Annotated in this window: 25 protein-coding genes and 2 pseudogenes; 5 read left to right on the top strand and 22 right to left on the bottom strand. The window is 53.0% G+C overall.

Annotated elements, in window-relative coordinates; translation table 11 throughout:
* Window positions 1–66: 66 nt before the first annotated feature.
* The 19 genes and pseudogenes from KI236_RS01870 to KI236_RS01780 form a co-directional block, all read right to left on the bottom strand.
* Window positions 67–417, bottom strand: coding sequence for a cysteine-rich VLP protein (locus KI236_RS01870; protein WP_212818795.1), 351 nt, complete (start codon window positions 415–417; stop codon window positions 67–69).
* Window positions 407–592, bottom strand: coding sequence for a hypothetical protein (locus KI236_RS01865; RefSeq protein ID WP_212818793.1), 186 nt, complete (start codon window positions 590–592; stop codon window positions 407–409). The genes KI236_RS01870 and KI236_RS01865 overlap by 11 nt, the downstream gene beginning before the upstream one ends.
* Window positions 589–1,308 (bottom strand): DUF4366 domain-containing protein, encoded by a 720-nt coding sequence (locus KI236_RS01860; RefSeq protein WP_212818791.1) that lies wholly within the window; start codon window positions 1,306–1,308, stop codon window positions 589–591. Before KI236_RS01860 ends, KI236_RS01865 begins: the two co-directional genes overlap by 4 nt.
* The gene (locus KI236_RS01855; RefSeq protein ID WP_212818789.1) at window positions 1,305–1,559 is read right to left on the bottom strand and encodes a DUF4315 family protein; all 255 of its coding nucleotides are present in this window, start codon (window positions 1,557–1,559) and stop codon (window positions 1,305–1,307) included. The genes KI236_RS01860 and KI236_RS01855 overlap by 4 nt, the downstream gene beginning before the upstream one ends.
* Before the next feature lie 12 nt (window positions 1,560–1,571).
* Entirely contained in the window at window positions 1,572–3,209 is a 1,638-nt protein-coding gene (locus tag KI236_RS01850; RefSeq protein WP_212818787.1) for a C40 family peptidase, read from the bottom strand.
* The gene (locus tag KI236_RS01845) at window positions 3,190–5,535 is read right to left on the bottom strand and encodes a VirB4-like conjugal transfer ATPase, CD1110 family (RefSeq protein WP_408059036.1); all 2,346 of its coding nucleotides are present in this window, start codon (window positions 5,533–5,535) and stop codon (window positions 3,190–3,192) included. Before KI236_RS01845 ends, KI236_RS01850 begins: the two co-directional genes overlap by 20 nt.
* Complete coding sequence (locus KI236_RS01840) at window positions 5,501–5,869, bottom strand: PrgI family protein (protein WP_212818785.1); 369 nt, start codon at window positions 5,867–5,869, stop codon at window positions 5,501–5,503. Before KI236_RS01840 ends, KI236_RS01845 begins: the two co-directional genes overlap by 35 nt.
* Window positions 5,869–6,438: an MT-A70 family methyltransferase gene (locus tag KI236_RS01835; RefSeq protein ID WP_212820586.1), complete on the bottom strand. Its 570-nt coding sequence runs from the start codon at window positions 6,436–6,438 to the stop codon at window positions 5,869–5,871. Before KI236_RS01835 ends, KI236_RS01840 begins: the two co-directional genes overlap by 1 nt.
* A 65-nt stretch (window positions 6,439–6,503) precedes the next feature.
* A complete protein-coding gene (locus KI236_RS01830; RefSeq protein WP_329958956.1) occupies window positions 6,504–6,848 on the bottom strand; it encodes a type II toxin-antitoxin system RelE/ParE family toxin in 345 nt (114 codons plus the stop codon).
* A complete protein-coding gene (locus KI236_RS01825; RefSeq protein WP_212818783.1) occupies window positions 6,829–7,083 on the bottom strand; it encodes a type II toxin-antitoxin system prevent-host-death family antitoxin in 255 nt (84 codons plus the stop codon). The genes KI236_RS01830 and KI236_RS01825 overlap by 20 nt, the downstream gene beginning before the upstream one ends.
* A 78-nt stretch (window positions 7,084–7,161) precedes the next feature.
* Window positions 7,162–8,028: a VirB6/TrbL-like conjugal transfer protein, CD1112 family gene (locus tag KI236_RS01820; RefSeq protein ID WP_117472067.1), complete on the bottom strand. Its 867-nt coding sequence runs from the start codon at window positions 8,026–8,028 to the stop codon at window positions 7,162–7,164.
* An 11-nt stretch (window positions 8,029–8,039) separates the two neighbouring features.
* A pseudogene (locus tag KI236_RS12340) lies at window positions 8,040–8,132 on the bottom strand (Maff2 family mobile element protein); the annotation flags it as partial.
* A gap of 87 nt (window positions 8,133–8,219) precedes the next feature.
* Entirely contained in the window at window positions 8,220–9,833 is a 1,614-nt protein-coding gene (locus KI236_RS01810) for a recombinase family protein (RefSeq protein ID WP_212818780.1), read from the bottom strand.
* Between the two features lie 50 nt (window positions 9,834–9,883).
* Window positions 9,884–10,180 (bottom strand): annotated as a pseudogene (locus KI236_RS01805) (conjugal transfer protein TraG); the annotation flags it as partial.
* The gene (locus KI236_RS01800; RefSeq protein ID WP_212818776.1) at window positions 10,170–10,601 is read right to left on the bottom strand and encodes a PcfB family protein; all 432 of its coding nucleotides are present in this window, start codon (window positions 10,599–10,601) and stop codon (window positions 10,170–10,172) included. The pseudogene KI236_RS01805 and the gene KI236_RS01800, both read right to left, overlap by 11 nt.
* 97 nt (window positions 10,602–10,698) lie before the next feature.
* Window positions 10,699–11,406, bottom strand: a complete 708-nt coding sequence (locus KI236_RS01795; RefSeq protein ID WP_212818774.1) for an antirestriction protein ArdA — start codon at window positions 11,404–11,406, stop codon at window positions 10,699–10,701.
* A complete protein-coding gene (locus KI236_RS01790) occupies window positions 11,393–12,478 on the bottom strand; it encodes a DNA cytosine methyltransferase (RefSeq protein WP_212818772.1) in 1,086 nt (361 codons plus the stop codon). The genes KI236_RS01795 and KI236_RS01790 overlap by 14 nt, the downstream gene beginning before the upstream one ends.
* Window position 12,479: 1 nt before the next feature.
* The gene (locus tag KI236_RS01785; protein WP_212818770.1) at window positions 12,480–12,821 is read right to left on the bottom strand and encodes a DUF7768 domain-containing protein; all 342 of its coding nucleotides are present in this window, start codon (window positions 12,819–12,821) and stop codon (window positions 12,480–12,482) included.
* 278 nt (window positions 12,822–13,099) lie between these two features.
* Window positions 13,100–14,566 carry a ParB/RepB/Spo0J family partition protein gene (locus KI236_RS01780; protein ID WP_212818768.1) on the bottom strand — a complete coding sequence of 489 codons (1,467 nt, stop codon included), beginning with the start codon at window positions 14,564–14,566 and terminating at the stop codon, window positions 13,100–13,102.
* Window positions 14,567–14,746: 180 nt separating this feature from the next.
* Between KI236_RS01780 and KI236_RS01775 the strand changes: the two genes are divergently transcribed.
* Window positions 14,747–15,433, top strand: coding sequence for a hypothetical protein (locus KI236_RS01775; RefSeq protein ID WP_212818766.1), 687 nt, complete (start codon window positions 14,747–14,749; stop codon window positions 15,431–15,433).
* Window positions 15,434–15,703: 270 nt separating this feature from the next.
* Here KI236_RS01775 and KI236_RS01770 read toward each other — a convergent pair whose 3' ends face one another.
* Genes KI236_RS01770 through KI236_RS01760 form a run of 3 tightly spaced genes read right to left on the bottom strand, consistent with a single transcriptional unit; the run spans window position 15,704 to window position 18,938 of the window.
* The gene (locus KI236_RS01770) at window positions 15,704–17,335 is read right to left on the bottom strand and encodes a hypothetical protein (protein WP_212818764.1); all 1,632 of its coding nucleotides are present in this window, start codon (window positions 17,333–17,335) and stop codon (window positions 15,704–15,706) included.
* Between the two features lie 11 nt (window positions 17,336–17,346).
* A complete protein-coding gene (locus KI236_RS01765; RefSeq protein WP_212818762.1) occupies window positions 17,347–17,739 on the bottom strand; it encodes a hypothetical protein in 393 nt (130 codons plus the stop codon).
* Window positions 17,736–18,938: a hypothetical protein gene (locus KI236_RS01760; RefSeq protein ID WP_212818760.1), complete on the bottom strand. Its 1,203-nt coding sequence runs from the start codon at window positions 18,936–18,938 to the stop codon at window positions 17,736–17,738. Before KI236_RS01760 ends, KI236_RS01765 begins: the two co-directional genes overlap by 4 nt.
* Before the next feature lie 677 nt (window positions 18,939–19,615).
* Between KI236_RS01760 and KI236_RS01755 the strand changes: the two genes are divergently transcribed.
* From KI236_RS01755 to KI236_RS01740, 4 genes are all read left to right on the top strand, one after another.
* Window positions 19,616–19,906: a hypothetical protein gene (locus KI236_RS01755; RefSeq protein WP_212818758.1), complete on the top strand. Its 291-nt coding sequence runs from the start codon at window positions 19,616–19,618 to the stop codon at window positions 19,904–19,906.
* Window positions 19,907–20,114: 208 nt separating this feature from the next.
* The gene (locus KI236_RS01750; protein ID WP_212818756.1) at window positions 20,115–20,342 is read left to right on the top strand and encodes a helix-turn-helix domain-containing protein; all 228 of its coding nucleotides are present in this window, start codon (window positions 20,115–20,117) and stop codon (window positions 20,340–20,342) included.
* Complete coding sequence (locus KI236_RS01745) at window positions 20,335–21,900, top strand: type I restriction-modification system subunit M (protein WP_212818754.1); 1,566 nt, start codon at window positions 20,335–20,337, stop codon at window positions 21,898–21,900. Before KI236_RS01750 ends, KI236_RS01745 begins: the two co-directional genes overlap by 8 nt.
* Window positions 21,900–22,976 carry a virulence RhuM family protein gene (locus KI236_RS01740; protein ID WP_212820582.1) on the top strand — a complete coding sequence of 359 codons (1,077 nt, stop codon included), beginning with the start codon at window positions 21,900–21,902 and terminating at the stop codon, window positions 22,974–22,976. The genes KI236_RS01745 and KI236_RS01740 overlap by 1 nt, the downstream gene beginning before the upstream one ends.
* Window positions 22,977–22,979 lie beyond the last annotated feature (3 nt).

Below are 22,979 nucleotides of genomic sequence, written 5' to 3'. Positions count from 1 at the left end.
CACCCCAAAAGCGCCCCGGAAAAGCCTTGCAAATACAGGCGTTTCCCGGAGCTAAATTTCCACGCACTATCTCCGCATGCGGCGCATATATGCCCGCTTCTGCTCCCGCAGGGCAGTCCCGGCACAAGCGGTCGAACAATACCGCTGCCGCCCGTCTGGGAGAAAGGCCCTGCCGCAGATGGGACAAGGCCGGGTTTCCGTGATACGCTCCACGGTCAGCGACCTTTCCAGCACCGGATCAAGAGGCAGCACCGCCGAACAAAAATAGCGGCAATAAGCGCCCGTCCAGCACTTGCCCAGCATATAGCACTCGCAGTCCAGCGGCAGGCAGCCAGCGTCCTTGTCATAGTTGGCGCACCACCGCTTCACAAGGGAGCGGATCGCCGCCTTTTCCTGCCGGGTCAATTCACGGCTCATTTTTCTCTCCCGTCTTGGGCTTGAGCTGTTCCCGGTAGCAGAACATACAGCCGATCCCGTGCCAGTAGGGACAACCGTCGCAGCGGGAGCCTTTGGGCGGCAGGTTGGGCGGGACGTCCTTGAAGTAGCTTTTTTCTTTCATAAAGTCCTCATAGGGGCTGTTGGTAAATCTCATTCCTCGCCCTCGCTTTCCGTTTCGTCCTCGTCCTCCCAAGGCGGGGTATCGTCGTAATCGTCGCCGTAGTCCTCCGCAGCGTCGGCGGCCTGCTGCTTTTTGGGACGATAGATCTTGAAATACCAGCCAGCCACGCCGCCAATGACCGCCACGGCCAGCACAAGCAGGATCGTCCCGCCGCTGTTCTTGGGCTGCTCCGGCTCGGGGTCAGGCTCCTGCTCTACCACAGGCACAGGTTCGGGAGCCTTGCCCTGGCACTCGCCCATATTCACGGCGCAGACGGTACAATCTGTGTTGATAGCACCCACGGCGCATTTGTCCGCGCAGGCACACTCCGGCAGCGCACCGCCCGCAGCCTGCATCGCCACCAGCAGGTCGGCCTCGTCCACCATGTTCAAAAAGTAGGTCTGGTACTGCTCGCCGTCCTCGTCGGTGGGCTTGTCATAGTCAATGACGATGTAAAAGGTGTTGCCGCCGCTGGTCTGCACCGTGATGAACTGCTTATTGGTGGCCTTGTCGTAGAGCAGATCGCGGGTCACAAAATTGCCGTCCTCGGTGAAGCCTTCACCGGGGTTAACGGTTTCAGTGGGCAGCGGCTCTGCCGGGTCAAGCCCACTCCATTCCTCACCGCCCCCGGCGTAGGCCGTGACCGCCATGCCGCACATCAAAACAGCGGCGCAAAGCGCCGCTGTCAGCTTCTTCATCCACTTGTTCATTCGCCGTCCTCCTTATCCGTATTGTACTTTGGGACATTCTGTCCCAAAGTACCGCCGTTCTTGATGGTCTGAAGCAGCACGGGCAGGTCGGTGAGCGAAACGCTCATGCCGCGCACGATCTCCACGATCTCGCTGTTTTCTGCCTCCAGCTTCTTCTGCTCCAATTCCTTGAGCCGTGCCTGCTGCTCGGTGATCTTGGCCGTGACCTTTTCAATCTCGGCCTGAATTTTTGCACTTTTGGAGATAGCCATAAAAACCTCCTGTCAAAATAATTTTCCGTAGGCGTAGAAATGGGACTGCCAGTAGCTCGTGTTGAGGTTGGCGTAGCTGATGGGGTCGCCACAATGGAGCATCCAGCCGTCGCCCACATAGATGCCCACATGAGAGATCCCCGGCGTGTCATAAGTCCCCGTGAAAAACACCAAGTCGCCGGGTTTGGGGCTGCTTGTCCGGGTGGAGATGTTGTATAGCCCCTGCGCCCCCAGCCGTCCGAAGTCCCAGCCGCATTGGTTGTAGACATAGCTGACGAAACCGGAGCAATCAAAGGATGTGGATGGGCTGCTGCCGCCCCACACATAGGGATAGCCCACATACTTCTCCGCCTCCTTCAAAATGGCGGCAAAGGTTTCATCGGCAAGGTAGTCCTCCGGGATCTCATGTGCCGGGGGCTTGCCGGTGTACTTGCCCACATAGGGCGAGGACGGGAACAGGTCGGGACGGTTGCCCAGCGTCGCCATGTAGAGAGCGTACCGGGAAAGCTGTTCCTCGCCCATGATGTAGATGGGCAGATGGGAGAGGTTGAAGTTTTCCAGTGTGACATAGCAGATGTAATAGTTGTACGGAACTTCTACCTCATAGTCGTTACCCTCGCTGTCCGTCCGGGTGACGGTACGATAGCGTACCTCTACCACCACATCCTCCGTCAAGATATACTGGCGGTCAAAGAGCATTTGGAGCGTTCCTTGTACCTCGCCCAGCGTCCACTCGCCCTCATGGAGCGCGCAGACGATGGACAGCAGCACATAGGGATCGTGTTCAATGGTGTCGAGGTCAAAATGATATTCGTCATAATCGTGGGTGCGGGTGTAGGTGTCGAGGTAGCGTTGCAGCTCGTCCTCCAGAGCGCAGTAGGCGGCCTCCGCCCCCAGCAGGTCAGCGTCCTCGGCGGCATAGGTGGACGCGCCGATGGCTCCGGCCACGCCGTTGCCCACCGTCACCAGCGAGGACATACACGATTGCAGCACCACCAGCAGAAGAAACGCCGCCAGCAGCAGAAGCAGTCCGCCGGGGTGTTCCTTGATGTAGGCAGACACCTTTTCCGCCAGCTTGCCCGTGACGGACGCCGTACCCTCGGTGGCCTTGGCGGTCTGTCTGGCAGTCTCCCGCGCCTGCTTTGCGTACTGGCGCTTGATCTTCTGCTTTTGCAGATACCGGGACACCGCGCCGCCCTCCTGCATTTCCGGGTGTTCCTCCATGGTCTTGCGGTAGTAATAGTCCGCCGTGGCCTTGATATGCTTGCTTTCGGCACGCTCCACCGCCTTTGCCGGGTGTTCCCGGATGGCCTTGCGGAGCTTGCGCCTGCCGAAGCGGTACACGGACTCCGCCGCCAGCTCGGAACGGTGTGCGCCCTCCGTGCCGACATTTTCATGCTCGACCTCATAGAGCTTGCCATGCACAAAGCCGTGGACGCCGTGTCCGGCAGTATGGGCAAGGCGCTTGACCGCACCGGGCTTTTTCGGCGGCTTTTGCTTTGCCAGCTTCTCCCGGGCGGCGTCCAGCTTCTCGCCCCGGCGCTCCATCCGCAGCTTGGACGCCGCCGTTTGCTCCTGCCGGCTTTTTCTGCGGAACTTGGACTTCGGGACATTTTGTCCCGAAGTGGGGTTACTCGTCTGTTCGCTCATGGGCAAGATCCTCCGGGCGGGTCGTCAGCAGGTCATAGATCTCCCCACGGGGGAAACGGTCTACAAACGGGATGGTGACATTTCCATAGAACAGCAAGCCCTCGCCGGAATTGGAGTGCGTAATATAGGAGAGCTGATGCTCGGAAATGCCAAGCTGCTTTGCCAAGATCGCACGGTCGCTCTGCGCCTGCGACAGCAGCACCATAAAATCGGTGTTGTCCAAAATGTTCTCGATCTCCCGACTGGCCAACAGGTCTTTCACATTCTGCGTCAGCGCCGAGGGGACACAGCCCTTTTTGCGGAGCATTTTCCATACCGCCACAAAGTAGCTGGCCGTCAACGGATCACGGAGCAGGATATGGAACTCGTCAAAGTAGCACCAAGTCGCCACGCCCTCGGCATGGTTGGCGTTCACCGCCGCCGTGACAAACTCGTTGGTGGTGTGCATGGCGATCTTGCGGAGGTTTTCACCCAAGCCTTTTAAGACGATGCAGACCACACGGGAATTGAGGTCAACATTCGTGGGATGGTTGAAAAGATTGAGAGAGCCTGTGCAGTAAAGCTCCAGCGCCGTCGCCACCCGCCGCGCCTCCGGCTCGGGCTGGCGCAGCAGCTCCTCATACAGATCTTGCAGCAGCGGCGTTTTCGCTGGTTCCAGCCCCAGCGCCATCTCCCGGTAGACCAGCCGCACACAGCGGTCAATGACGGTTTTCTCGATGGGCTGCAAGCCCTCCTTGCCGCCCACGATCAGCTCACACAGGGACAGCAAAAAATCCGCCTTCATGGAAAGCGGACTGTCCTCGTCGTTGATATTCATTTGCAAGTCCATAGGCGAAATGTGGTGCGGGCTGTCCGGGGCGATCTCAATGACCTGTCCGCCCAGCCGCCGCACCAGCGGGGCATATTCGCCCATCGGGTCAACCACGATGATACGGTCATTGGTAGCGAGGAACACATTGATCAGCTCCCGCTTGGCGGCAAAGCTCTTGCCGCTGCCCGTAGAGCCGAGGTACATTCCGTTGGCGGATTTGAGTTTTTTGCGGTCAGCCATGATGACATTGTTGGAAAGGGCGTTCATGCCGTAGTAAAGCGCCTGCCCGTCCATGCGAAGCTCCCGGGTCATAAAGGGAATGAAGATGGCCGTGGAGCTGGTGGTCATACCCCTCTGGATCTCAATGCCGTTATAGCCCAGCGCCAGCGAGGACACAAAGCCCTGTTCCTGCTGCCAGTCCAGACGGCGCAGGGCGCAGTTGTATTTCTGCGCGATGCCGCTCACCGTGAACACATCGTTTTCAAGCCGCTGCCGGGTGGGAGCGAGGTTTACCACCGTAAAGGTCAGCAGGAACATTCGCTCGTTGCGGCTTTGCAGGTCGGAGAGCAGCTCGGCGGCGTCCTTGGAAAAGGTAATGAGGTCAGGCGGCAAAATCTCCATATCGTACCCGGCACGGACAGCCTTTTTCTGTTCCTCCGCTTTCATGCGGCCTATGTCAGAGATCTTTCCCTTGATCGTCTTAATGGCCTTGAGCTGGTCTACCGTCTGAATGTGCATGGTGACGGTCAGCTCGGCGTCCAGTTCCAAAATCTCCGCCAGCAGCTTATCCGAAAGCTCCGACGCCATGATCTGCAAATAGGACGCCGCGCCCCACATCTGGCCGACACGGAAAGTCCGGCTCTGCCGGAAGTCGAAACTGTCCGGGGCGATGTAGTCCTTTGTCCCCATGCCCGTCTTGGGAATGTCTTTCCACGCAAAGCGGAACGGCTCACGCCCGCCGGGGTGCATCTGCCCATGCAGCACCGCCAGCCGATCCCGGCCATCCAGCGGGTGGGACTGGACGCCCAGCCGTTTCAGGTTGCCCATGACATCCGTCTCCACGCGCCCCAGCCGGGGACGCGCCTCCGTCGCGCCCTCGGCGGGCAGGCCAAAGGTGATGTACTTGTACCGTTCAATGCCGTTGTTGCTCTTGGCGATCTGGCATTTGAGCATTTCCACATACTCGCCCCGGATGCTGTTGAAGTCATCCTCCTGCGCCGGAATATTTACCTTGTAGCGGTTGGCGTTCCGGCTGCGGCGGTTGACAAAGGAAAGCTGAAACGGCAGAGAGCTGTCAAAATAATTCAGGCACGCGCTCCACCCGCTGATAATGGCAGTCTGATCCTCCGTGGACGCCACGGCATAATTGATGTCCTCATATTCCAGCGTCTTTGTGTAAAGCCCGCCGGGGAGCTGGCAGATCCCGTCCGGGTGCATGGCGATATAAGGAATGGTCTGCTGGGCGGACAGCGCCCGGTGCTTATTTCCGTTTTTCTGCTTCTTTGCTTTGCTCAATAGGCTCCTCCTTTCGCACAAATGGGGCGTAGATATTTTCCGTTCGGTACGGGCGGATGCCGGGGCGGGTAAACTTGACCCGGATGATATTGCGGATCACCTTTTCAAAGGGTAAGCCGTCCTTTTCGTACATCGCCAGCAGGAACGCCGGGAGCATGATCGCCAGCATAGCGAACAGCGCCCCGGTGTTGCCGATGGCCTGCCGGGTCAAAAGGTAGGTAGGAACGCCGATAACCGCACCAGCGCCGAAACAAATAAGCTGCCGCTTGGTGAGGTTGAACGCGATCTTTGTCTTGATCTTAGAAAGGTCATTTGGGACATTCACATAGGGCATCAGTCTGTCACCTCCAGTTTGGGACAACTTGTCCCAAAGTCCGGGATCGTCGGCTTTACCTCGTTGCCCCACACATCCCAGCCGGGAGCGGTCTGCCGTGCGAACAGCTCCACACGGGGCAAATCGCCCATGAGGGCAACGATCTTGTCACGGGTTTCGTCCGGCTTTTTGCTGTGGGCTTCGATGGGCGAAATGATAAACTGGTGAATGTCGGCGGCCTGCCGCTTGGGGTGTCCCTTGGTCGCCAGCAGGCAAACCTCAGCGTTGGCCCGCGTCCAGAAGCCCAGCCCATAAAACCAGCTATCCGCCTTTTTGTTCTTTTTGAGCCAGACAAAAGCGACACTTTTATAGGTGAAGCCCCACGCACGGATCAGCCGCAGAGCCTCCGGGAGTTGGGGAAAGGTCGCCCACATAAAAAGGGCGCTGTCCTTGGCCGCAAGCTCGGCCACAGGCAGCGCACACAATTCATCAATGCTCATGGTGGGATAGTGATTTTCCGCCGCGCCCTGTACTTTCTTTGCAGAGTAGCGCCACGGCGGGTCAGCGTAAATGATGGGGTACTTTTCGATAAAATCACGCTCCTTTGCACATGAAAAAACCGCCAGCGAGAAGCTGACGGTTTCAAAAGTGTTTGTTATTCGATAGTGTCTGACTGTATATCTGTAAATAGAATACGCAGGTAGTCCCTACGGCCATACAGAACACGGTCAATGTAGATGTCGTTCCCATTCGCCCGGTAGAAAACCATATAGTTTCCGCTGACAAGGAAGCGATAATCGCTGTCTACATCTGCGATGGAGGAAAGCGGTGTGCCGATCAGCGCGCGGTCACGGAGCATACGAATTGTTTTTGTGATTTTGCTTACCGTGGCGATTGCCGCCTGCGGATTTTCCAGATCCTCTGCGATATAGTCCTTGATGTCAAAAAGGTCATTTTGCGCCTCGTAGGACAGGTGCAGATTATTCATGGGTAATCCCAAGGTGTTCCTCCACGGCCTCCAAGGTCAGCCAGCCTTTCTCCTCGCCGGACTTACGACCTTTGGCAAGCTCGTTCATCAGACGCAGGGTGGCCTGTGTTTTTTCGTAATCGTGCATATCCACGATGGCATACCGCCCCCGTCCGTTTTTCGTCAAAAAGACAGGAGCGCCCACAGCCACATCATGCAGTACCTCGCTGTAATTCCGCAAGTCAGAAATGGGTTTGATATTTGGCATATTGATCAGCTCCTTTCGCCTATAGTATATCCCATTCTGCTGTAAAATTCAACAGCAAGTTTTACAGCTGTCCCTCCTTTAATGTGCGCTGAACACGCTGCGGGCGATGGAGCCAGTCTTGAACAAGCAGAAGCAGAGCAGCACGGAATAGCCCATGCACCCCCATATCGCGCCGATGGGGTCGCCGCTTGTAGCGATGCCCTGTATCAGCACCGCATAGATGGCAACGCAGACGAGAATGAGCAAGCCTTGAAAGCCCACGGCGAACAGGGACTTCAAATAGTTCTGCCCGGTATTGCCCAACTCCCGGTTGGAGAGCGTGGCAACGGGGATGGGGGCTAAGCTGGTCAGCAGGTATATTTCGATCATGCGGCCATAGACGATGACGAAAATCACGATATTGATCGCCCACATGGTCACATGAATGAGCAGGGATTGCAGCCACAGCCCCAGCAGAGAGCCAAGCCCCAGCGTTTCCAGCGTGGCCTCCAAGTCGGCAAGCATGGCCTCTGAAATATCCGTTGAGCCTTGCACGATCCCGGCTGCCCGGGCGATAACGCTTTGGGACACATCGAACACGGCCATGACGATATTGAAAGTGTTGGACAAAATCAAAATGGCGCAGGCCGTTTTGAATATCCACTTGAAGAAGATCCAGTAGTCCAGATCATGCAGGTTGTTCTTCTCGATAATGAGCTGGATCAGCTCATAGGTGGCAACAAAAGTGAGGATCAGACCGGCAATCGGCAGTATCACCGTTTCAGAAAGCTGCCGGATCAGGGAGAACACCCCGGCGTTCCATGCCGCCGGGGTAGTTCCCACTTGCACCGCAATCTCTCCGACACGGGAATTGACCGTATCAAAAAGCCCTGTGAGGTTGCCCATGATCCCCTCGATCAGCAGCTCTTTTAGCCAGTCTGTCAGCCAGTCGGTGAGAAATCCCATGCCTTACGCCCTTAAAACAGGGTGGACAGCAGAGGGATCAGGGTCGTACCCAGCACGATGATGCCGCCGCCCGCCATGAGCTGCTTCATGCCCTGAGACTTTGCTGATGTGTGATAAAGAAGTAGTAGAAGTGTAAAAAATTTTGCCGTTCCTATCCGGCGTTTGCGCATTGCGCCGGATAGGTCGGGCGGTCATTCGGGCAGGTCTACCTTGCCAACGAAAGAGTAATAAATATCAATGTCCTGTCTGCGTGTGCCGTTCTCGTCATAGCTGCACTCATGCACAACGATTTTCTCCACAAACTCACGCAAAAGGGTAGGGGTAAGTTCTTCAAAGCTGGTGTACTTGCGGACAACATTCATAAACTTTTCTGCGTTTACCGTGGCTTCCTGCGCTTTGGAAAGCTCTGCCCGGATAGCGGCGGCTCTCTCTTTCAGTTCTTTCTGCTCGGCTTCATAGTCTGCCGACAGCTCCGTGAAACGCTCGTCTGAAATGCGCCCGGTCACGCTGTCCTCATACAGCCGCTTGAAGATAGCGGATAACTCGCTGATACGCTTCTCGGCGGCTTCCAGCTCCTTTTTCCTTGCGGCGTTCCTGCGCTTGCCCCCGTCCTCGTTCTGCTCGATCAGCAGCTTCATAAACCGGGCTTCGTGCTTCGCTGCATAGCTGGTGACTTTCCGCAGATTGTCGGTCACTCCGGCGGTCAACAGGTCGGTGCGGATAAAGTGCGCCGTACAGTCACGGGTACGCTTCTTGTAGCTCCCGCAGATATAACAATCCTGCTTGCGGGTGGCGTTCTGGTAACGCTGCTGGTAAAGGACGCTGCCGCAGTCGGCACAAAAGAGTATGCCGGAGAATAAGCCCACTTCATCATAGCGGTTCGGGCGTTTGCGCTGCTTGCGTAACTCCTGCACACGCTCCCACATCTGGGTGTCAATGATAGGCTCATGGTGGTTCTCGAAAATCGCCTGTTTCTCAATGGGGTTCTCTACGCTGTGCTTGGTCTTGTAGGACGGCTTCTCCGTCTTGAAGTTTACCAGACAGCCCGTGTACTCCCTGTTTTCAAGGATATGTACCACGGTATTGGTCGCCCACTTGCACTCATAGCCGGGGTGGTAGCGGCGGGTGCTTCCCGTCCGACGGTATTCCAGCGTTCCCGGCGTGGGGATCTCCTGCTCTGTGAGCATACGGGCTATCTTGGTCGGCCCGTTCCCGGCAAGGCACAAGCTGTAAATCTGCCGCACAACAGGGGCGGCTTCCCCGTCAATGATAAAATTTTCGTCCTCGTCCATAAAGTAGCCGTATACGGGTTTGCTCGTGACGGGCTTCCCGCTCATACCCTTAGACCGTTTTACTGCTTTGATTTTCTTGCTCGTATCTCTCACCAGCCATTCGTTAAAAATGTTCCGCAGAGGGGCAAAATCATTGTCGCCCTGTGCGCTGTCCACTCCGTCATTGATAGCGATAAAGCGGACGCCTTTCTGTGGGAAAATCATTTCCGTATACATTCCCACTTGCAGATAGTTTCGCCCTAACCGTGACATATCCTTGACGATAACGGTGCCGACTTTTCCGGCTTCAATGTCCGCAAGCATGGCTTGAAAACCGGGTCTTTGGAAGTTCGCCCCAGAATAACCGTCATCTGTGTACCATTGCAGATTGGAAAAGCCGTTCTGCTTCGCATAGGTTTCAAGAATACGCTTCTGGTTCTGTATGCTGTTGCTTTCGCCGCCGTCCCTGTCCTCGTCGCCTACGGAAAGGCGGGAGTAAAGGGCTGTAATTTTGCTATAATCAGTCATGTGCATAACCTCCTGTGCGTCCATGTATGTGTCATTTACACTTAAAATTATGCACTCCAGCGGGCGCTGCCGTACTCCGCATCCCGGCGAAACTTCTTGGCGTTCTTGCTTTTGAAGTAGATCGGCAGGCGGAACGCCACCGCCCCCACAATGCCCACCAGCCAGTCAAAGGGGGCAAGGCCGGGGGCAAAGTCGGCAAAGGCCACGCCGATGGTCTGTCCCAGCCCCAGCAGCTTATGGTCAAAATCGCCGCCAGCTGCCAGACGGTACGCCGTCCCCAGCTTGAGGAACGCCCAGCCGATGAACACATAGGGAATGTTGGGCAGCACATATTTACGGAGTTTATCTGTCATGCGACACCTCCTTGATATGCTCCTTGGGCGGCTTTTCCTTGGCAAGCTGCTGTTCCGCCTGCTTCATCTGTTTGGGGATCGTGGGCTGGCGGGACTTGGGCTTATCCAGCACCTTGCGGGAGTATTCCGAAAAACAGGCGGTCATAGCGTCCGCCTGCCCGGACTTGAAGAACAGCAGGTATTTTCCCGGTTCGGTCTGATAAAAGGCATAGTCCACATTCCACTTCCGGGCTACCCGGTCAAAGAGCTTCGTGTCCCCGGACAGCTCAAGGCTGCTGGTGGATGTGCCGTGCGCCATGAGCTTTTTCACGGTCTGCTTGCCGTGAGGTGTCTGCTTTGCCCGGTGCGCCTTGACGATCTTGCGCCCCACCGCCCGGACAACATAGGCAAGCCCCCGGGCGGTCAGCTTCGACGCTTTCACCGATACGGCAATCGTGCGCCGGGAAATATCCTCGTCTACCAGCCGTCATCGCCTCCTCTCTGATAGAAATATAACCTCGGGACAAAATGTCCCAAGGTCAGCGGTCATCATGCTCCTTTCTCGGGTGCAGGCGTTTGCCCTCCAAAGAGGAACGGTCTATGACCTCCTTGTAGGCCGCCATCTGCTCCCGGATATTCAACTTTGGGTACGCAAAAATACGGTGTTCGGCGGGAATGTCCTCGATCCCATGGTACACCTCCTTGAAGTCGCCGCTGCGGGTCAGATAGCCTGTGGGGGCGAAGTGGCCGCCCTCGTTGATCCGCATATCCCGCCCGTAGGCTTCAAAATCGAAGTAGGGCAGCACATTGTCCGGCACATCCAACAGTTCCATGTCCTCCACATAGATGCGCCCCAGCGTTTCATCGTCGGTCACGCCGGGGTGCAGCTCGTAGCAGTCCAGATTGTGAACGAGATTGATGATGTCTGCCACGCTGGAAGTATGGTCGCCCTTGTTGAGCGTAGCCTCCAACGTTTCGATCTCGTCGCTGTCCAGCTCGGAAATGAGATGTGCCAAATGGTTCAGCTCGTCCAAGTTTTCATACTCGGTGAGATAATCGTATAAGCCCATCACATCGCCGTCAAAGGCGGTGATGAAAAATTCCTCATACCGCACACCGTCCACGCCGATGTTCTTTAGACGCGATTGCACCTCCTCCGTGGTGGCCGGAAATTTCAGCGTTTCGCCCACAAGCTGCCCCTCGGCGTATTTGCCGAGGTTGGTGATGTAGGCTTCAAATACCGTCATTTGCACCTCCTTTTGTCAGCGCCTCCGCGATCCCCGCCATGATGTACTCGGCACAGGGCAGCGCGATGGCGTTTCCCAACGCCCGGTAGCGATGGGAGGATAGGATTTCCTCGCCATCCGCGCCGTACCTTGTCCAGCCCTCCGGCAGCCCCATGAGCCGTTCACATTCCGTTTCCGTGGGAAAGCGGACGCAGCCCCCGGCGGGATCGTCCTCGTACCAAAAGGCAAAGGGCGAAATGCCGCCCGCTAACAGAGTGGGAAAAGGGTCAGTTGGCAATCCGAAGCTGTTTCGGAACGCTGTTTCCGTCCGCTCCTTGGCGGAGGCCCGCATACGGAAGCATTGAAAGGGTCGGGTAATTGGTACGCGCCGCCCTGCTTCAATAAAAGAGCCTCGATCTCCGCAGGCGGCGGGCAGCCCGCTATCTCTGCCAGATGCAGAAAGTGACTGCATTGTGCGGGGCTTAAAAAGTATTTCGTGGGAGCGCCGTCCTCCAAAGTCTGCCACAAGAAAGATGCGCTGCCGTCGTGCCAGCCGGGGGCTTGCCCAATGCTGGGCGTCCATGAGCCGCCAACAGAGGTCAGGCGTTCGCCCTCGCACCATTCCGGCTCCTGCCCATCTTCCAGAAGCAGGCATTGAAACATCGGTGTCTGTGAAAGCGGATAGGACGGCTCTAAAATCCATCCGGTCATTTGATGAAAACGCTCCCATGACATTTTCCCAAACAGCGATTGCTGGAAATAGACCATTTGTCGCCTCCCTCATTTCACGGATAATGCGGATGGCTTGAAAAAACAGGCTGGACTTTTCTCCCGCAAGCCCTTTGCGGTTGCCGATCTGCGAGAGATTTTGACATGGTGAGCCAAAGGTGATGATATGGACGGGCGGGATCTCCCGCCCGTCCAGCTTTGTCACATCCCCCAAGTGCGCCATATCGGGAAAGTGGCGCTTGGTGATGGAGATAGGGGCTTTTTCAATCTCGCTTGCCCATACCGGCTCAATGCCGCAGCGCACCGCCGCCAGCGGGAACACGCCGATCCCGTCAAACAGGCTCCCCAGCCGGAGCGCCGTCATCTTATCTGCGCCCCTGCCCCTTGACGGTCAAAATGCCCTCAAGGGTGGTGGCGGTGATCCCGAGCCGCTGGGCAACGGCGATGTCGTTCTTCATGGCCTCGGTGACGGTATGACCGCACACCATCAGCACATGAGAACGGCGGAGCAGGTCGCGCCCCATGTCGATGCCGCTCTTATGCTCCTCGGGAACGGCGTCATTGAGGAAAAGGGGCTGATAGAGCGTCGGGCAGATGGGCGAAAAGCCCGCCTCATACACCGTGCGGCAATACTGCGCCGCCAGCTTTGTGTTTTCGTGGTCGCTGCCGCACCATGCGGCAGTAATATATGCGAGGGGTCGTTTCATTGTAAAAACCTCCAATTTATAATGTAGTAGATCAACCCAAACCCCACGCCCTTTCCCATTCTTGGGAAAGGGGGCGGCTCTGGAGGATATACCCCCGCCGCTTGCCGGAGAAAAAGCATAGCCGGGACAGACGGTCAAGGGCTGGCCGCCGAAAACGGCGGTGCGATGCACCCTTGACAGCCCGCTCTCGGCCATGCTGGAATACGGGCGGCGACGGGGGATATAACCACAAGAGCCATCCGGGGAAACGAAAGACCTCGGGGCAAAAAGTCCCAAGGTCACTTTTCAAGATCCGTTTTCTTTTCGGGCTTGCCCAGCTCGGGCGGCTGCTTGGCTTTCCAGTCATCCAGCAGAGAAATGATCTTGTCTTTCATTTCCCTCGGGGACTTATCCTTGCCGAAATACTTTTCCAGTTCCGCACTATTGATGATCACCTTGTCTACCTCCTTTTTCTCCTGCGACAGAATACCGTCGATTACATCGCCGTTGAGCTTGCCGTCCTTGTCCAGCTCCCGCATTTTCTGCGCCTGCGACAGCGATGGCGAGGACTGCTGCCCCTCAATGGACACGGCGATATATTTCTGATGCTTCGGGCGGATGAATGAGATTTCCACCGCCGGGGTGAACGCCAGTTTTTTCTCGTCCACCATTTTCTGCAAATCCGGCACAAGCTCGGTCAGGCGGATATACCGCTGCACCTGCTTGTAGTTCATGCCGTTGCGATCTCCCACGACCTGCGTGGAGCGTTTTCCGGCGTCCTTGTCCTCTTCACCGGGGCGGGAGCCTTGGTGCTTGATGGCCTCCACCTGCATTTTGAGCGACTGCGCCTTTTCCGTGGGCAAAATACGCTCACGGTGACGGAGGTTGTCATCCGTCATGGCGAGGATGGCTTCATCGTCCGTCATGTTGCGGACGATACACGGCATATTCGCAAATCCGGCAAGTTCACTTGCCCTCTGGCGGCGGTGGCCTGCGATGATCTCATAGCCGCCATCCTCACGGGGACGCACCAGCGCGGGCTGATTGACGCCCGCCGCCTTGACCGACTCCACAAGCCCCTGCATCTCCGCATCGTCCCGGACACCAAAGGGATGATTTTTGAACGGGTGCAGGTCAGACAGATTGAGATAGACGATCTCCTCTTTTTCGGCGCGGGTGGCGTCACGGGGCGCAGACGGCTCCGGCGTGGCCTCCGCACCAACGGGAGCGCCGCCCTTATCCACGGCAGGCTTCTCCGGGGCGGGCTTGCTTTGGGACTTTTTGTCCCAAGGTTTGGGCGGCTTAGGCTTATCGGGAGCGGCCTTGCCCTCCTTGGGCGGACGGCCTCTGCCGGGTTTGGCAGGCTTGTCCTTTTCGGTGGGCGGCTTCTGCTTGACCGCCTTTTTCTCCTCCTTGGCCGCCTCGTCACGGGCAGCGGCGAAATCCACCACCTTGCCGGAATGTGCCGGGGCGGGATCGTCCTTGTCGGGAGTGGGCGGCTGCTCCTGTTCCTTTTCGGCCTTGTGAGCTTCGGGAGCGGCAGGCTCCTCCACCTCGGCGTGGGTAACAGCGTCAGCGGGATCAGGCACGGCCTCGCCCATTTCAAAGAGCGCCGCCTGCCCCTCATGCTCCAGCATGACCGCCTCTGCGTCGGTCAGCGCAGGCCCGGGAGAGGGCTGCTCCAGCACGGCGGCATTTTCTACCGCAGGAGTGGGAGCCTCGGTGGGCGGGGCTGCCTCGGGAATGTTTTTCTTATCATCTGCCATTTGCAAACCTCCTTTTTCGTGGCATGAAAAAAGCCAGTCCGCAGACTGGCCGGGTGGAAGTGACCTCCCTTCATGGTTTTATATATGAAAACGCCGCCCGTTGTCCCGTTGGGGTAGCGAAATTCATGATGATATGGTATACTTAAATATAAGTACTTTTGATGTGATGTGAGGTAACCTATGGAAACTTTAATCGCCAAGAATGAAGCAAGGAACAGATGGTACCCCCAGTCAGTAGAGTCATATAAAATGAGTATCAAAATTCCTTATGACACACAAGAAAACAAAAGACTGAATAGCAACTTCGCATATAGTATGCAATACATCGAGTACATTGAAAAGCAAATAAAAGAACTCAAATTATCAGAAGTGTTGCTCACTATGCTATATAAATCATATATCATAACAGGAATGGGCATTACTGAAATGCTATTTGTCTATTTGCTAAAAAGTACGGGAAACTGGAACAAAACGGAATGGGAAGAATACTCAAACTTTAAAGCTAACCCCATAGAGACAGATGGAGTAACTATCAAAGCAGAAACGAAATTATATAAAAAAGTACCGCCTTATGAAATGAGAATGGATTTAGACTCAATGATTAAAAGAATTGAGAAAAAACACATTCTGACAATAGATCATAATATTTTCCCGGCACTCAAGAAATTACGAGAATTGAGAAATCGAGTACATCTCCAAACGGGTAGAGATGCATATGACCACGATTACAATAGCATCGGATTTAATGAAATTCAGATGATGCGCCGCATACTGTATGCCATATTAACAACTCCAGAAATATGCAATAATGCTGCAAGGTTTGAATTTATAAATGCAAGCTACACTGATGGATTGCAAAAAGAATAAAAACCTCTTGCCGACTGCCAGCAAACCATTGATATATCTGCGTTTTCTGAAATCCTATAATTACACTCAGACCAAAAAGTTCTGAAATCTATGGATTTCAGAACTTTTTTGCACTTTTAGAAGGACTCTTGAAAATTTCAAAAAAGTTGTGCATAACGCGTACATAACGCCGTGCATAACTGTCCTTTTTTGAGGAGTTAATCCGGGACTGGAAGAAAAATTTTTTTCATTGGGGTCACAAAATTTCATGCGGCTGCTCGTCTATGTATTTTAATTTTCGTTTTCGCTGTTATCCTCATCATCTGTGTCACGCGACATGATCTTGCCCTCTATTGTGTACCCGGCATCGATGGCAAAGTACTCCCCCGACTGAATTTCAACATCCATGCACACAAAAAGCCGCTCTTTATTGCTGTCAGGATAATACCTTACATCCCCATTCTTCAGGTCTATCTTGCCTTTAGAGTTATTCTTTTTAGGTGCCTGGCGCTTCAAAATCATGTATTGACGGTCACGGGCCTCAGCGTCCGTATAGGAGACATAATGGTCGTCTGTTACCAATCCCGTCATGGGACGATGCTGCAGAAAACGCTTGGTGCCCTCATCGTCCTGTATACCGCATTCCAGTTCGATCATCATACGATAGGTCTCCACCAGCACGGAATATCCGCTTTTTGACGGGAATGCCGTACCGCCGATTTTTAAGACTACCATTTGCGCCATAAGGGTCTCGACGAATTTATTCAGCGCGACTTTCGTAATAGCAGGATCGCCTGCAATCCGCTTATGGGAAATATCGCACTTTTCCTGCGTCTCAAGCGTCTCTTTATATTTATGTAGGATCTCATAGGCCTGCGGCATCATCACAAAGGAGTAATTATGGGTCGCACAGGTAAAGCGGTCTCCGTCAAGGTCAGTGTCCATCAGCTCGATCCATCCCACACCTTTATCGAAATGGATTTTATCCCAAGTCAGCTTCAGGGCAGTCTCAATGGGCAGGCCGCAAAAAAGTCCCAGTGCAACCAGACACGCATAGGCGTTGGGCTGTACTTTCAGCCGCTGGAAAATATACTCACGCTCAGACTGGGCCAGATAGCTTTTCTGCTTGCTCTTTCTCGCCTGCGCTTCAGGCGAAAACTTCTTCGGTGTGGCGCGTTCAAAGGGATTGTCCCCTTCGCAATAATGCCTCTCCAGACAATATCCCCAAAACTGATACAGCGTATTTTTTGCACTGTCCGAGATGTTTTCCGTGGTTACAAACTTATTGATCTCCCGCTTCGTAAACCGCGACATGGGCTTATTTTCCATCCGCTTGAAAAACTTGAAAATGGTATTGCGTATAGCGGTGCGGGTTTCCTCTGCTGCCTTTGCATGCCGTTTGTTGAGAAATTGGTCCGTGTAAATGTAAGCTGCTTCGCCGGGCGAGATCGTAGCCGGCTGGACATGAAGGCGAACGCAGTCAACGAGCTGATCCTGATACTTCTCCAACATTTTAGTACACTTTGAAAAGATAAATTCCGCAAGCTCCTGGGCAGACTCGCCATTAAAATTGATGGTTTCCGCAATCTTTAACACATCCGAATCTGTCTTTGGATTCGATTTCTCCTCGGGGTGCTTCATGTAATAATCATTCAAAGCGCATGCAGCTTTCTCTCCCTGAAGCCGCAGCACCTTCCCGTTTCTCTGAGGGTCCCGAATGGAGGCCGTCCCTCGATAACGGCAATTTACCCGATTGCTTGGCGTCTTTAGATTGAATGGATACTGGTCAGTTACAGAGAATATCGCCTTGACCCCCATGAAGTTATAGCTCCCCTCATACTTGAGCATGTGCTTTTCATCATCGACCCTTTCATAGAGCTGAAAGTTCGGATTTGGGAATTCAATCTTTTTTTCTTTTGCCATAATAATCCCTCCTAACTCCCGCTCGCAGATGAGGAGCGGCTGTCTTGCATATTAAATGGGTTGCTCTGCACATTGACCTGAGCCAAAACGCCGGGAGAAGCCCGGAAAGTCATGTAATCACCCGGCTCGCTTGTCCAGAAGCAGATCCGCTTCCTAATGGGATGATCGGTGTTGTTGCAAATAATGCGCACGCCGGCTTTAGGCAGCGGGATCTCCTCTTGGCTCTCGTCTGACAGGGAAATTTGGGGCTGATAGTCAGCATGATAGTGGTAATTCTCGTTCAGCTCAGCCAGAGTGTTGAGGTGCTCCGGCAAGAGAAAGGCATCGCGGCGCACCCGGCGCATATAGTAGCTTTTCCCGTTGAGGCTGTGGCCCAGCAGCATATCTATATCATCTGAACTCATGCCGCACTTGTTTTCCAGCGAGATGCGCGATCGCGGCGCAGGATATAGTCGCTGATCTGCGCATCCAAAAGGACTGAACTCGCCGTTAGTTCAATTTTTGGTCCTCCGTTCTCCTGCCAGCATAACTGAATATTCTGGGGTGTAATGCCGATTCCCTCCATAATTCCCCTAAACTCCTTGCACAGAGCGGCACTGGTGACCGGGAGCGTATCCGAGGGTGTCTCCGGCGCAAGCTGATTGCAGCGGCAGATCATGCCATAGCCCCAGGAAGAAAATAGCACTGTCCGATAGGCATTGGCGGTCTTTAAAAGTTTGGTCACCTTTCCTTTATTGGCAGGATCCTCCTGGCCTTCCACACAGTATAGGCCGTAACGGATCCCGGTGGGTGTGACCTCTTCCCGAATGTTTTCAAATTGGACCGCGCAAGCCTCACCTGTGCGCAGACCTGCGTCAAACATGGCTACCATTCTTTTGACAACCATCGGCTTATTGGCAATCATTTCTTTCAGGATATCGACGATTTTAAGGCGGTCTTCCTGTGAAAAAGATTTGAACTGCTCTTTTCGATTCCGATTGGGCGTATCAAAGTCAAAGTCAAATATCGGCAGCGGTTCCTCCGATTGCGAGTCCATACAACGATAGATTTTCTCGGCCTCTTGCAAATGGCGAAATACGGTCCTGTCCTCAGCCTCTGAATCGCCCGATTTTGAGGCGCGAAAGATGTCCCGAATCCTCCCTTGAATCCGGATGGAGGTTTCCTGCGTGTAGGATTCTTCTGCGCACCGGATCAACACTTTAAGAATGTTCCGTTCAAAATATTTCCTGGCGGTTACAGCCGTAGACCGGCTCCAGGCACCGTGGATCTTCTTCGGGTCCATGGCCTTCACCTTTTCAAACGCCATCTGGATCTTCTCACCCGCAGGACTAACGGGCACCGTATTATCCGCATCTTTATCCGCAGTCGACTGCTTCTTACTCTGAAGCTTGCTCTCCAGCGTAAAAACGATCTCCTTACATATAATCAGATCGTCTGCGGTTTTTGCCGTGCGAGTGCAGGGCTGGTAACCGGTCAAGGTCTTACCACTCGTGTTTTTGAGCTTGCCGGTAAGGTACCATTTATTTCCCTTTTTCTTAGCGGTAATGACGACCATGATACCCGGGTATTTTGTCGGAAAAGGATTGTCGATAATTTTACTCATTTTCTTTCAGCTCCTCAATTTTAAAAATTTGCTTGCACAAGTCTCCCCAGTGCGTTTGCATCATCTACCCATATTGTGTGGTTTTTTTGCCTGAATACGAAGTCTCGAAAAAACAGGACTTTAAATTTTTGTGCAAAACAAGCTCGCTTATATGCACTGCATTTTTTGCATGTCGCGTTCTCTTTTTTAGGTCAACAAAAAATAAGTGTATACAGTGACGCAACGCTTGTATGTTTCATTGGTATTTTGATGCCTGTTGCCTGAATATGAAGTCTCGAATGCACGGTAATTTTTAAATTTTTTGTGAACAAATATGTATATGTGTCTTTTTTATAGGAATTTTTGCATCCGAAGCTATACAGCAGCCCGCATGAAAAGTGCGCAAAGAAGAAAGGGACCGGCAGATTACCGGTCCCTTTCTTCTATTCCTTCTAAGAAAATTTCTCACGCCACGAAGCTGATCACCCTATGCATCCGGTGGTTCCAGCCTGACAGTTGGCCGTTGGGAATGCTGCTGCGGGTGGAGAAAATGGCATCCATTTCGCAATCCATCTGATCCAGCCGCCGCAGGGCAAAGAAGTTTTAGGAAATGCTGTAGGTTGGGAGAATGAACAACATCCGCAGTGCTGCTATGGAAAGCGTTGCAAACGATTTTATTTACTGTTAGGAGTGTGGCTATGAAGGTGAAGTTGGACGATTATGAGGTGCGGGTGCTGATAAACGGCTTAATACAGCAGCACAGAGGGTACGATACAGAAACTAACGCTCAGATTGATAATCTTGCCCTCCGCCTGTGCGACATTGCAGAAGCAATGAAGCCGGGACGGAAGAAGAAAATCCCTTTTGAGCCGGTAGAAACCAGAGTAACTTGTCAGTGTCTTATGGAGTGGCGAAATCGAGAGATACAGGAAAAAAGGCTCGGTGCGGTGGATGCCCTAAATGAACTGCTGATACGGTTTACCTGCTAAAGAGAAAAGTCGCTGTCAACAGACGGCGGCTTTCTCTTTTCGGGTAGTATTCAAGAAGTCATAAAGTTCTGTGAGTAATGGAAGGAAACAAAAAGTGCCTATTCCCTTCAAATGCGTGAAAAACGAATGTCGCAAGAGGCTAAGCTTTGATTTGATTTTTTCACTTATTCGTGATATGATAAAAATATGGCAAAAGGAGGGCGAAGCTATGGCGGTAAGCTACAGAAAACTGTTCCATCTTATGATTGATAAGGGAATGACCAATGCTGAGCTGATGGAAAAAGGCGGCTTTAGTGCTAACATCATTACCCGATTAAAGCGTGACAACTATATAGCATTAGAGAGCATCGAAAGAATTTGCTGTGCCCTCGATTGTGGCGTTGACGATATTCTGGAATTTATACCGAACGAAAAGGAGAAGGAAAGCCATGGTTGATACAAAGAAAGAACAAGAGCGTGACGAGCTGCATCGTGCGATATGGGCAATCGCTGATGAACTTCGTGGTGCCGTTGACGGCTGGGATTTTAAGAACTATGTTCTCGGAACCATGTTTTATCGCTATATCTCCGAGAACCTGACCAACTACATCAATTCTGGTGAGCAGGAAGCTGGCAATACCGATTTTGATTATGCCAAAATGCCTGATACCGATGCAGAAGAAGCTCGTGAGGGACTGGTTGAAGAAAAGGGCTTCTTTATTCTTCCGTCCGAGCTGTTTTGCAATGTCAATCTCAGAGCCGACAACGATGAAAACCTGAACGAAACCTTGGAGCGTGTATTCAACCACATTGAAAGCTCTGCAAAGGGCTCTTCCTCCGAAAGCAGCTTTGCCGGACTGTTCGATGATTTTGATGTGAACAGCAACAAGCTCGGATCTACCGTTGCAAAGAGAAATGAACGCCTTGCAAAACTTCTGCATGGCGTAGCTGATATGAACCTTGGTGATGTGAAGGATCACGATATTGATGCCTTTGGCGATGCCTACGAGTATCTGATGACAATGTACGCATCCGGGGCGGGAAAATCCGGCGGCGAGTTCTTTACCCCTGCGGATGTTTCCGAGCTGCTGACCAGACTTGGCACGGTGGGCAAGACTGAAATCAATAAAGTATATGACCCCGCCTGCGGCTCTGGCTCCCTGCTTCTGAAAGCGGAGAAGGTTTTGGGCAGAGATGCCGTCAGAAACGGCTTTTATGGGCAGGAAATCAATATCACGACTTACAACCTTTGCCGTATCAATATGTTTCTGCATGATGTTGGCTTTGATAAGTTTGACATCGCCTGCGAGGACACACTAACCGCACCGCAGCATTGGGACGATGAACCGTTTGAGCTGATTGTTTCCAACCCTCCGTATTCCATCAAGTGGGCTGGTGATGACAACCCTCTGCTGATTAACGATCCTCGTTTTTCTCCGGCTGGCGTTCTCGCACCGAAGTCTAAAGCCGACCTTGCCTTTATCATGCACTCCCTTTCGTGGCTGGCAACAGGCGGCACAGCAGCGATCGTCTGCTTCCCCGGCATTATGTACCGTGGCAGCGCAGAGCAGAAAATCAGAAAATACCTGATTGACAACAACTTTATTGATTGCATTATCCAGCTGCCAAGCAATCTGTTCTTTGGAACTCCTATTGCGACCTGCATTATGGTGCTGAAAAAAGGCAAAGCCGACAACAAAACCCTGTTTATTGATGCTTCCGCTGAGTGTATCAAGGTAACGAACAACAACAAGCTGACACCGGCGAACATCGAAAGAATCGTGGACACTTTTGCCAATCGAGCCGAGGAAGCACACTTCTCGCATCTGGCAAACTATGAGGAAATTGCGGACAATGATTATAATCTCTCGGTTTCCACCTATGTGGAAGCCGAGGACACCAGAGAGAAAATCGACATTGTGGCACTTAATGCCGAGATCGAGAAAATCGTTGCCCGTGAACAGGTTCTTCGTGATGAAATAGCAAAGATTATTGCAGAGATCGAGGTGGGATGATGAAGAAGGACAAGCGTGAAATCAACATCGTTCGTTCCTCCGCTGCGGAATATCTGACATTTGTTGCCTCCACAGGTGCAGACGAAAAAAGCATAGAGATGCGTTACGAGGACGAAAATATCTGGCTGACGCAAAAGATGATGGCTACTTTGTATGATGTGGATGTACGAACCATCAATGACCATATTAAAAAAATATATTCCGATTCAGAATTGGAACAATCGTCAACTATCCGAAAATATCGGATAGTTCAAACGGAGGGTTCCCGTCAGGTTGCCCGTGAAGTAAACCATTATAATCTGCAAATGATTATTTCGGTTGGCTTCAAGGTGAATAACGAGCGAGCGGTGCAGTTCAGAAAATGGGCCAACCGTATTGTAAAAGATTACACCATTCAAGGTTGGGTTATGGATGATGACCGTTTGAAAAACAGCGGAACAGTGCTGACAAAAGAATATTTTGAAAAGCAGCTGGAAAGAATCCGTGAGATTCGTCTTTCGGAGCGAAAATTCTACCAGAAAATCACCGATATTTATGCCACAGCTCTGGACTATGACCCTTCCGCAGCGGCTACAAAACGCTTTTTTGCAGCGGTGCAAAACAAATTGCATTACAGTGTTCATGGGCAAACAGCAGCCGAGGTTATCTACAACCGAGCGGATGCGGAAAAGGAACACATGGGGCTTACCACATGGGACGGCTCGCCAAAAAGTAAAATTCATGCCTACGATGTTGTGGTAGCGAAAAACTACTTGACCGAAAAGGAGCTTTCCCAGTTGGGACGCATTGTTTCGGCATATCTGGATCTGGCAGAAGCACAGGCAGAGCGGCACATTCCGATGACAATGGCAGATTGGGAGAAGCGACTCGATGGCTTTCTCACCGTGTGGGACAGAGAGGTTTTGCAGGATGCCGGAAAGGTATCCGCAGAGCTTGCCAAGGCTCACGCCCTGAGCGAGTTTGAAAAATATCGCATCGTGCAGGATCAGCTGTATCAAAGCGACTTCGACAGAATATTGCTGGAAGCAGATTCACATACAAAAGAGCTGCCGGAAGCGAAGGATGGCGGTGAATAAACT

Origin of the sequence: Vescimonas fastidiosa (assembly GCF_018326305.1) — a bacterium.
In the GTDB taxonomy this organism is placed as follows: Bacteria; Bacillota; Clostridia; order Oscillospirales; family Oscillospiraceae; genus Vescimonas; species Vescimonas fastidiosa.
Note: the sequence above shows the minus strand (reverse complement) of the source record. Positions and strands in the feature narration are given on the sequence as shown.

Bases quoted from the DNA above. Each gene is read 5' to 3' on its own strand.
- KI236_RS01820 (WP_117472067.1), bottom strand. From the start codon at position 8,028: ATGGGATTTCTCACCGACTGGCTGACAGACTGGCTAAAAGAGCTGCTG.
- KI236_RS01765 (WP_212818762.1), bottom strand. From the start codon at position 17,739: ATGAGTTCAGATGATATAGATATGCTGCTGGGCCACAGCCTCAACGGG.
- KI236_RS01785 (WP_212818770.1), bottom strand. From the start codon at position 12,821: ATGAAACGACCCCTCGCATATATTACTGCCGCATGGTGCGGCAGCGAC.
- KI236_RS01740 (WP_212820582.1), top strand. From the start codon at position 21,900: ATGAAGAAGGACAAGCGTGAAATCAACATCGTTCGTTCCTCCGCTGCG.
- KI236_RS01840 (WP_212818785.1), bottom strand. From the start codon at position 5,869: ATGCCCTATGTGAATGTCCCAAATGACCTTTCTAAGATCAAGACAAAG.
- KI236_RS01860 (WP_212818791.1), bottom strand. From the start codon at position 1,308: ATGAACAAGTGGATGAAGAAGCTGACAGCGGCGCTTTGCGCCGCTGTT.
- KI236_RS01795 (WP_212818774.1), bottom strand. From the start codon at position 11,406: ATGACGGTATTTGAAGCCTACATCACCAACCTCGGCAAATACGCCGAG.
- KI236_RS01770 (WP_212818764.1), bottom strand. From the start codon at position 17,335: ATGGCAAAAGAAAAAAAGATTGAATTCCCAAATCCGAACTTTCAGCTC.
- KI236_RS01790 (WP_212818772.1), bottom strand. From the start codon at position 12,478: ATGACGGCGCTCCGGCTGGGGAGCCTGTTTGACGGGATCGGCGTGTTC.
- KI236_RS01760 (WP_212818760.1), bottom strand. From the start codon at position 18,938: ATGAGTAAAATTATCGACAATCCTTTTCCGACAAAATACCCGGGTATC.
- KI236_RS01755 (WP_212818758.1), top strand. From the start codon at position 19,616: ATGAAGGTGAAGTTGGACGATTATGAGGTGCGGGTGCTGATAAACGGC.
- KI236_RS01810 (WP_212818780.1), bottom strand. From the start codon at position 9,833: ATGCACATGACTGATTATAGCAAAATTACAGCCCTTTACTCCCGCCTT.
- KI236_RS01750 (WP_212818756.1), top strand. From the start codon at position 20,115: ATGGCGGTAAGCTACAGAAAACTGTTCCATCTTATGATTGATAAGGGA.
- KI236_RS01865 (WP_212818793.1), bottom strand. From the start codon at position 592: ATGAGATTTACCAACAGCCCCTATGAGGACTTTATGAAAGAAAAAAGC.
- KI236_RS01775 (WP_212818766.1), top strand. From the start codon at position 14,747: ATGGAAACTTTAATCGCCAAGAATGAAGCAAGGAACAGATGGTACCCC.
- KI236_RS01855 (WP_212818789.1), bottom strand. From the start codon at position 1,559: ATGGCTATCTCCAAAAGTGCAAAAATTCAGGCCGAGATTGAAAAGGTC.
- KI236_RS01850 (WP_212818787.1), bottom strand. From the start codon at position 3,209: ATGAGCGAACAGACGAGTAACCCCACTTCGGGACAAAATGTCCCGAAG.
- KI236_RS01745 (WP_212818754.1), top strand. From the start codon at position 20,335: ATGGTTGATACAAAGAAAGAACAAGAGCGTGACGAGCTGCATCGTGCG.
- KI236_RS01870 (WP_212818795.1), bottom strand. From the start codon at position 417: ATGAGCCGTGAATTGACCCGGCAGGAAAAGGCGGCGATCCGCTCCCTT.
- KI236_RS01780 (WP_212818768.1), bottom strand. From the start codon at position 14,566: ATGGCAGATGATAAGAAAAACATTCCCGAGGCAGCCCCGCCCACCGAG.
- KI236_RS01825 (WP_212818783.1), bottom strand. From the start codon at position 7,083: ATGCCAAATATCAAACCCATTTCTGACTTGCGGAATTACAGCGAGGTA.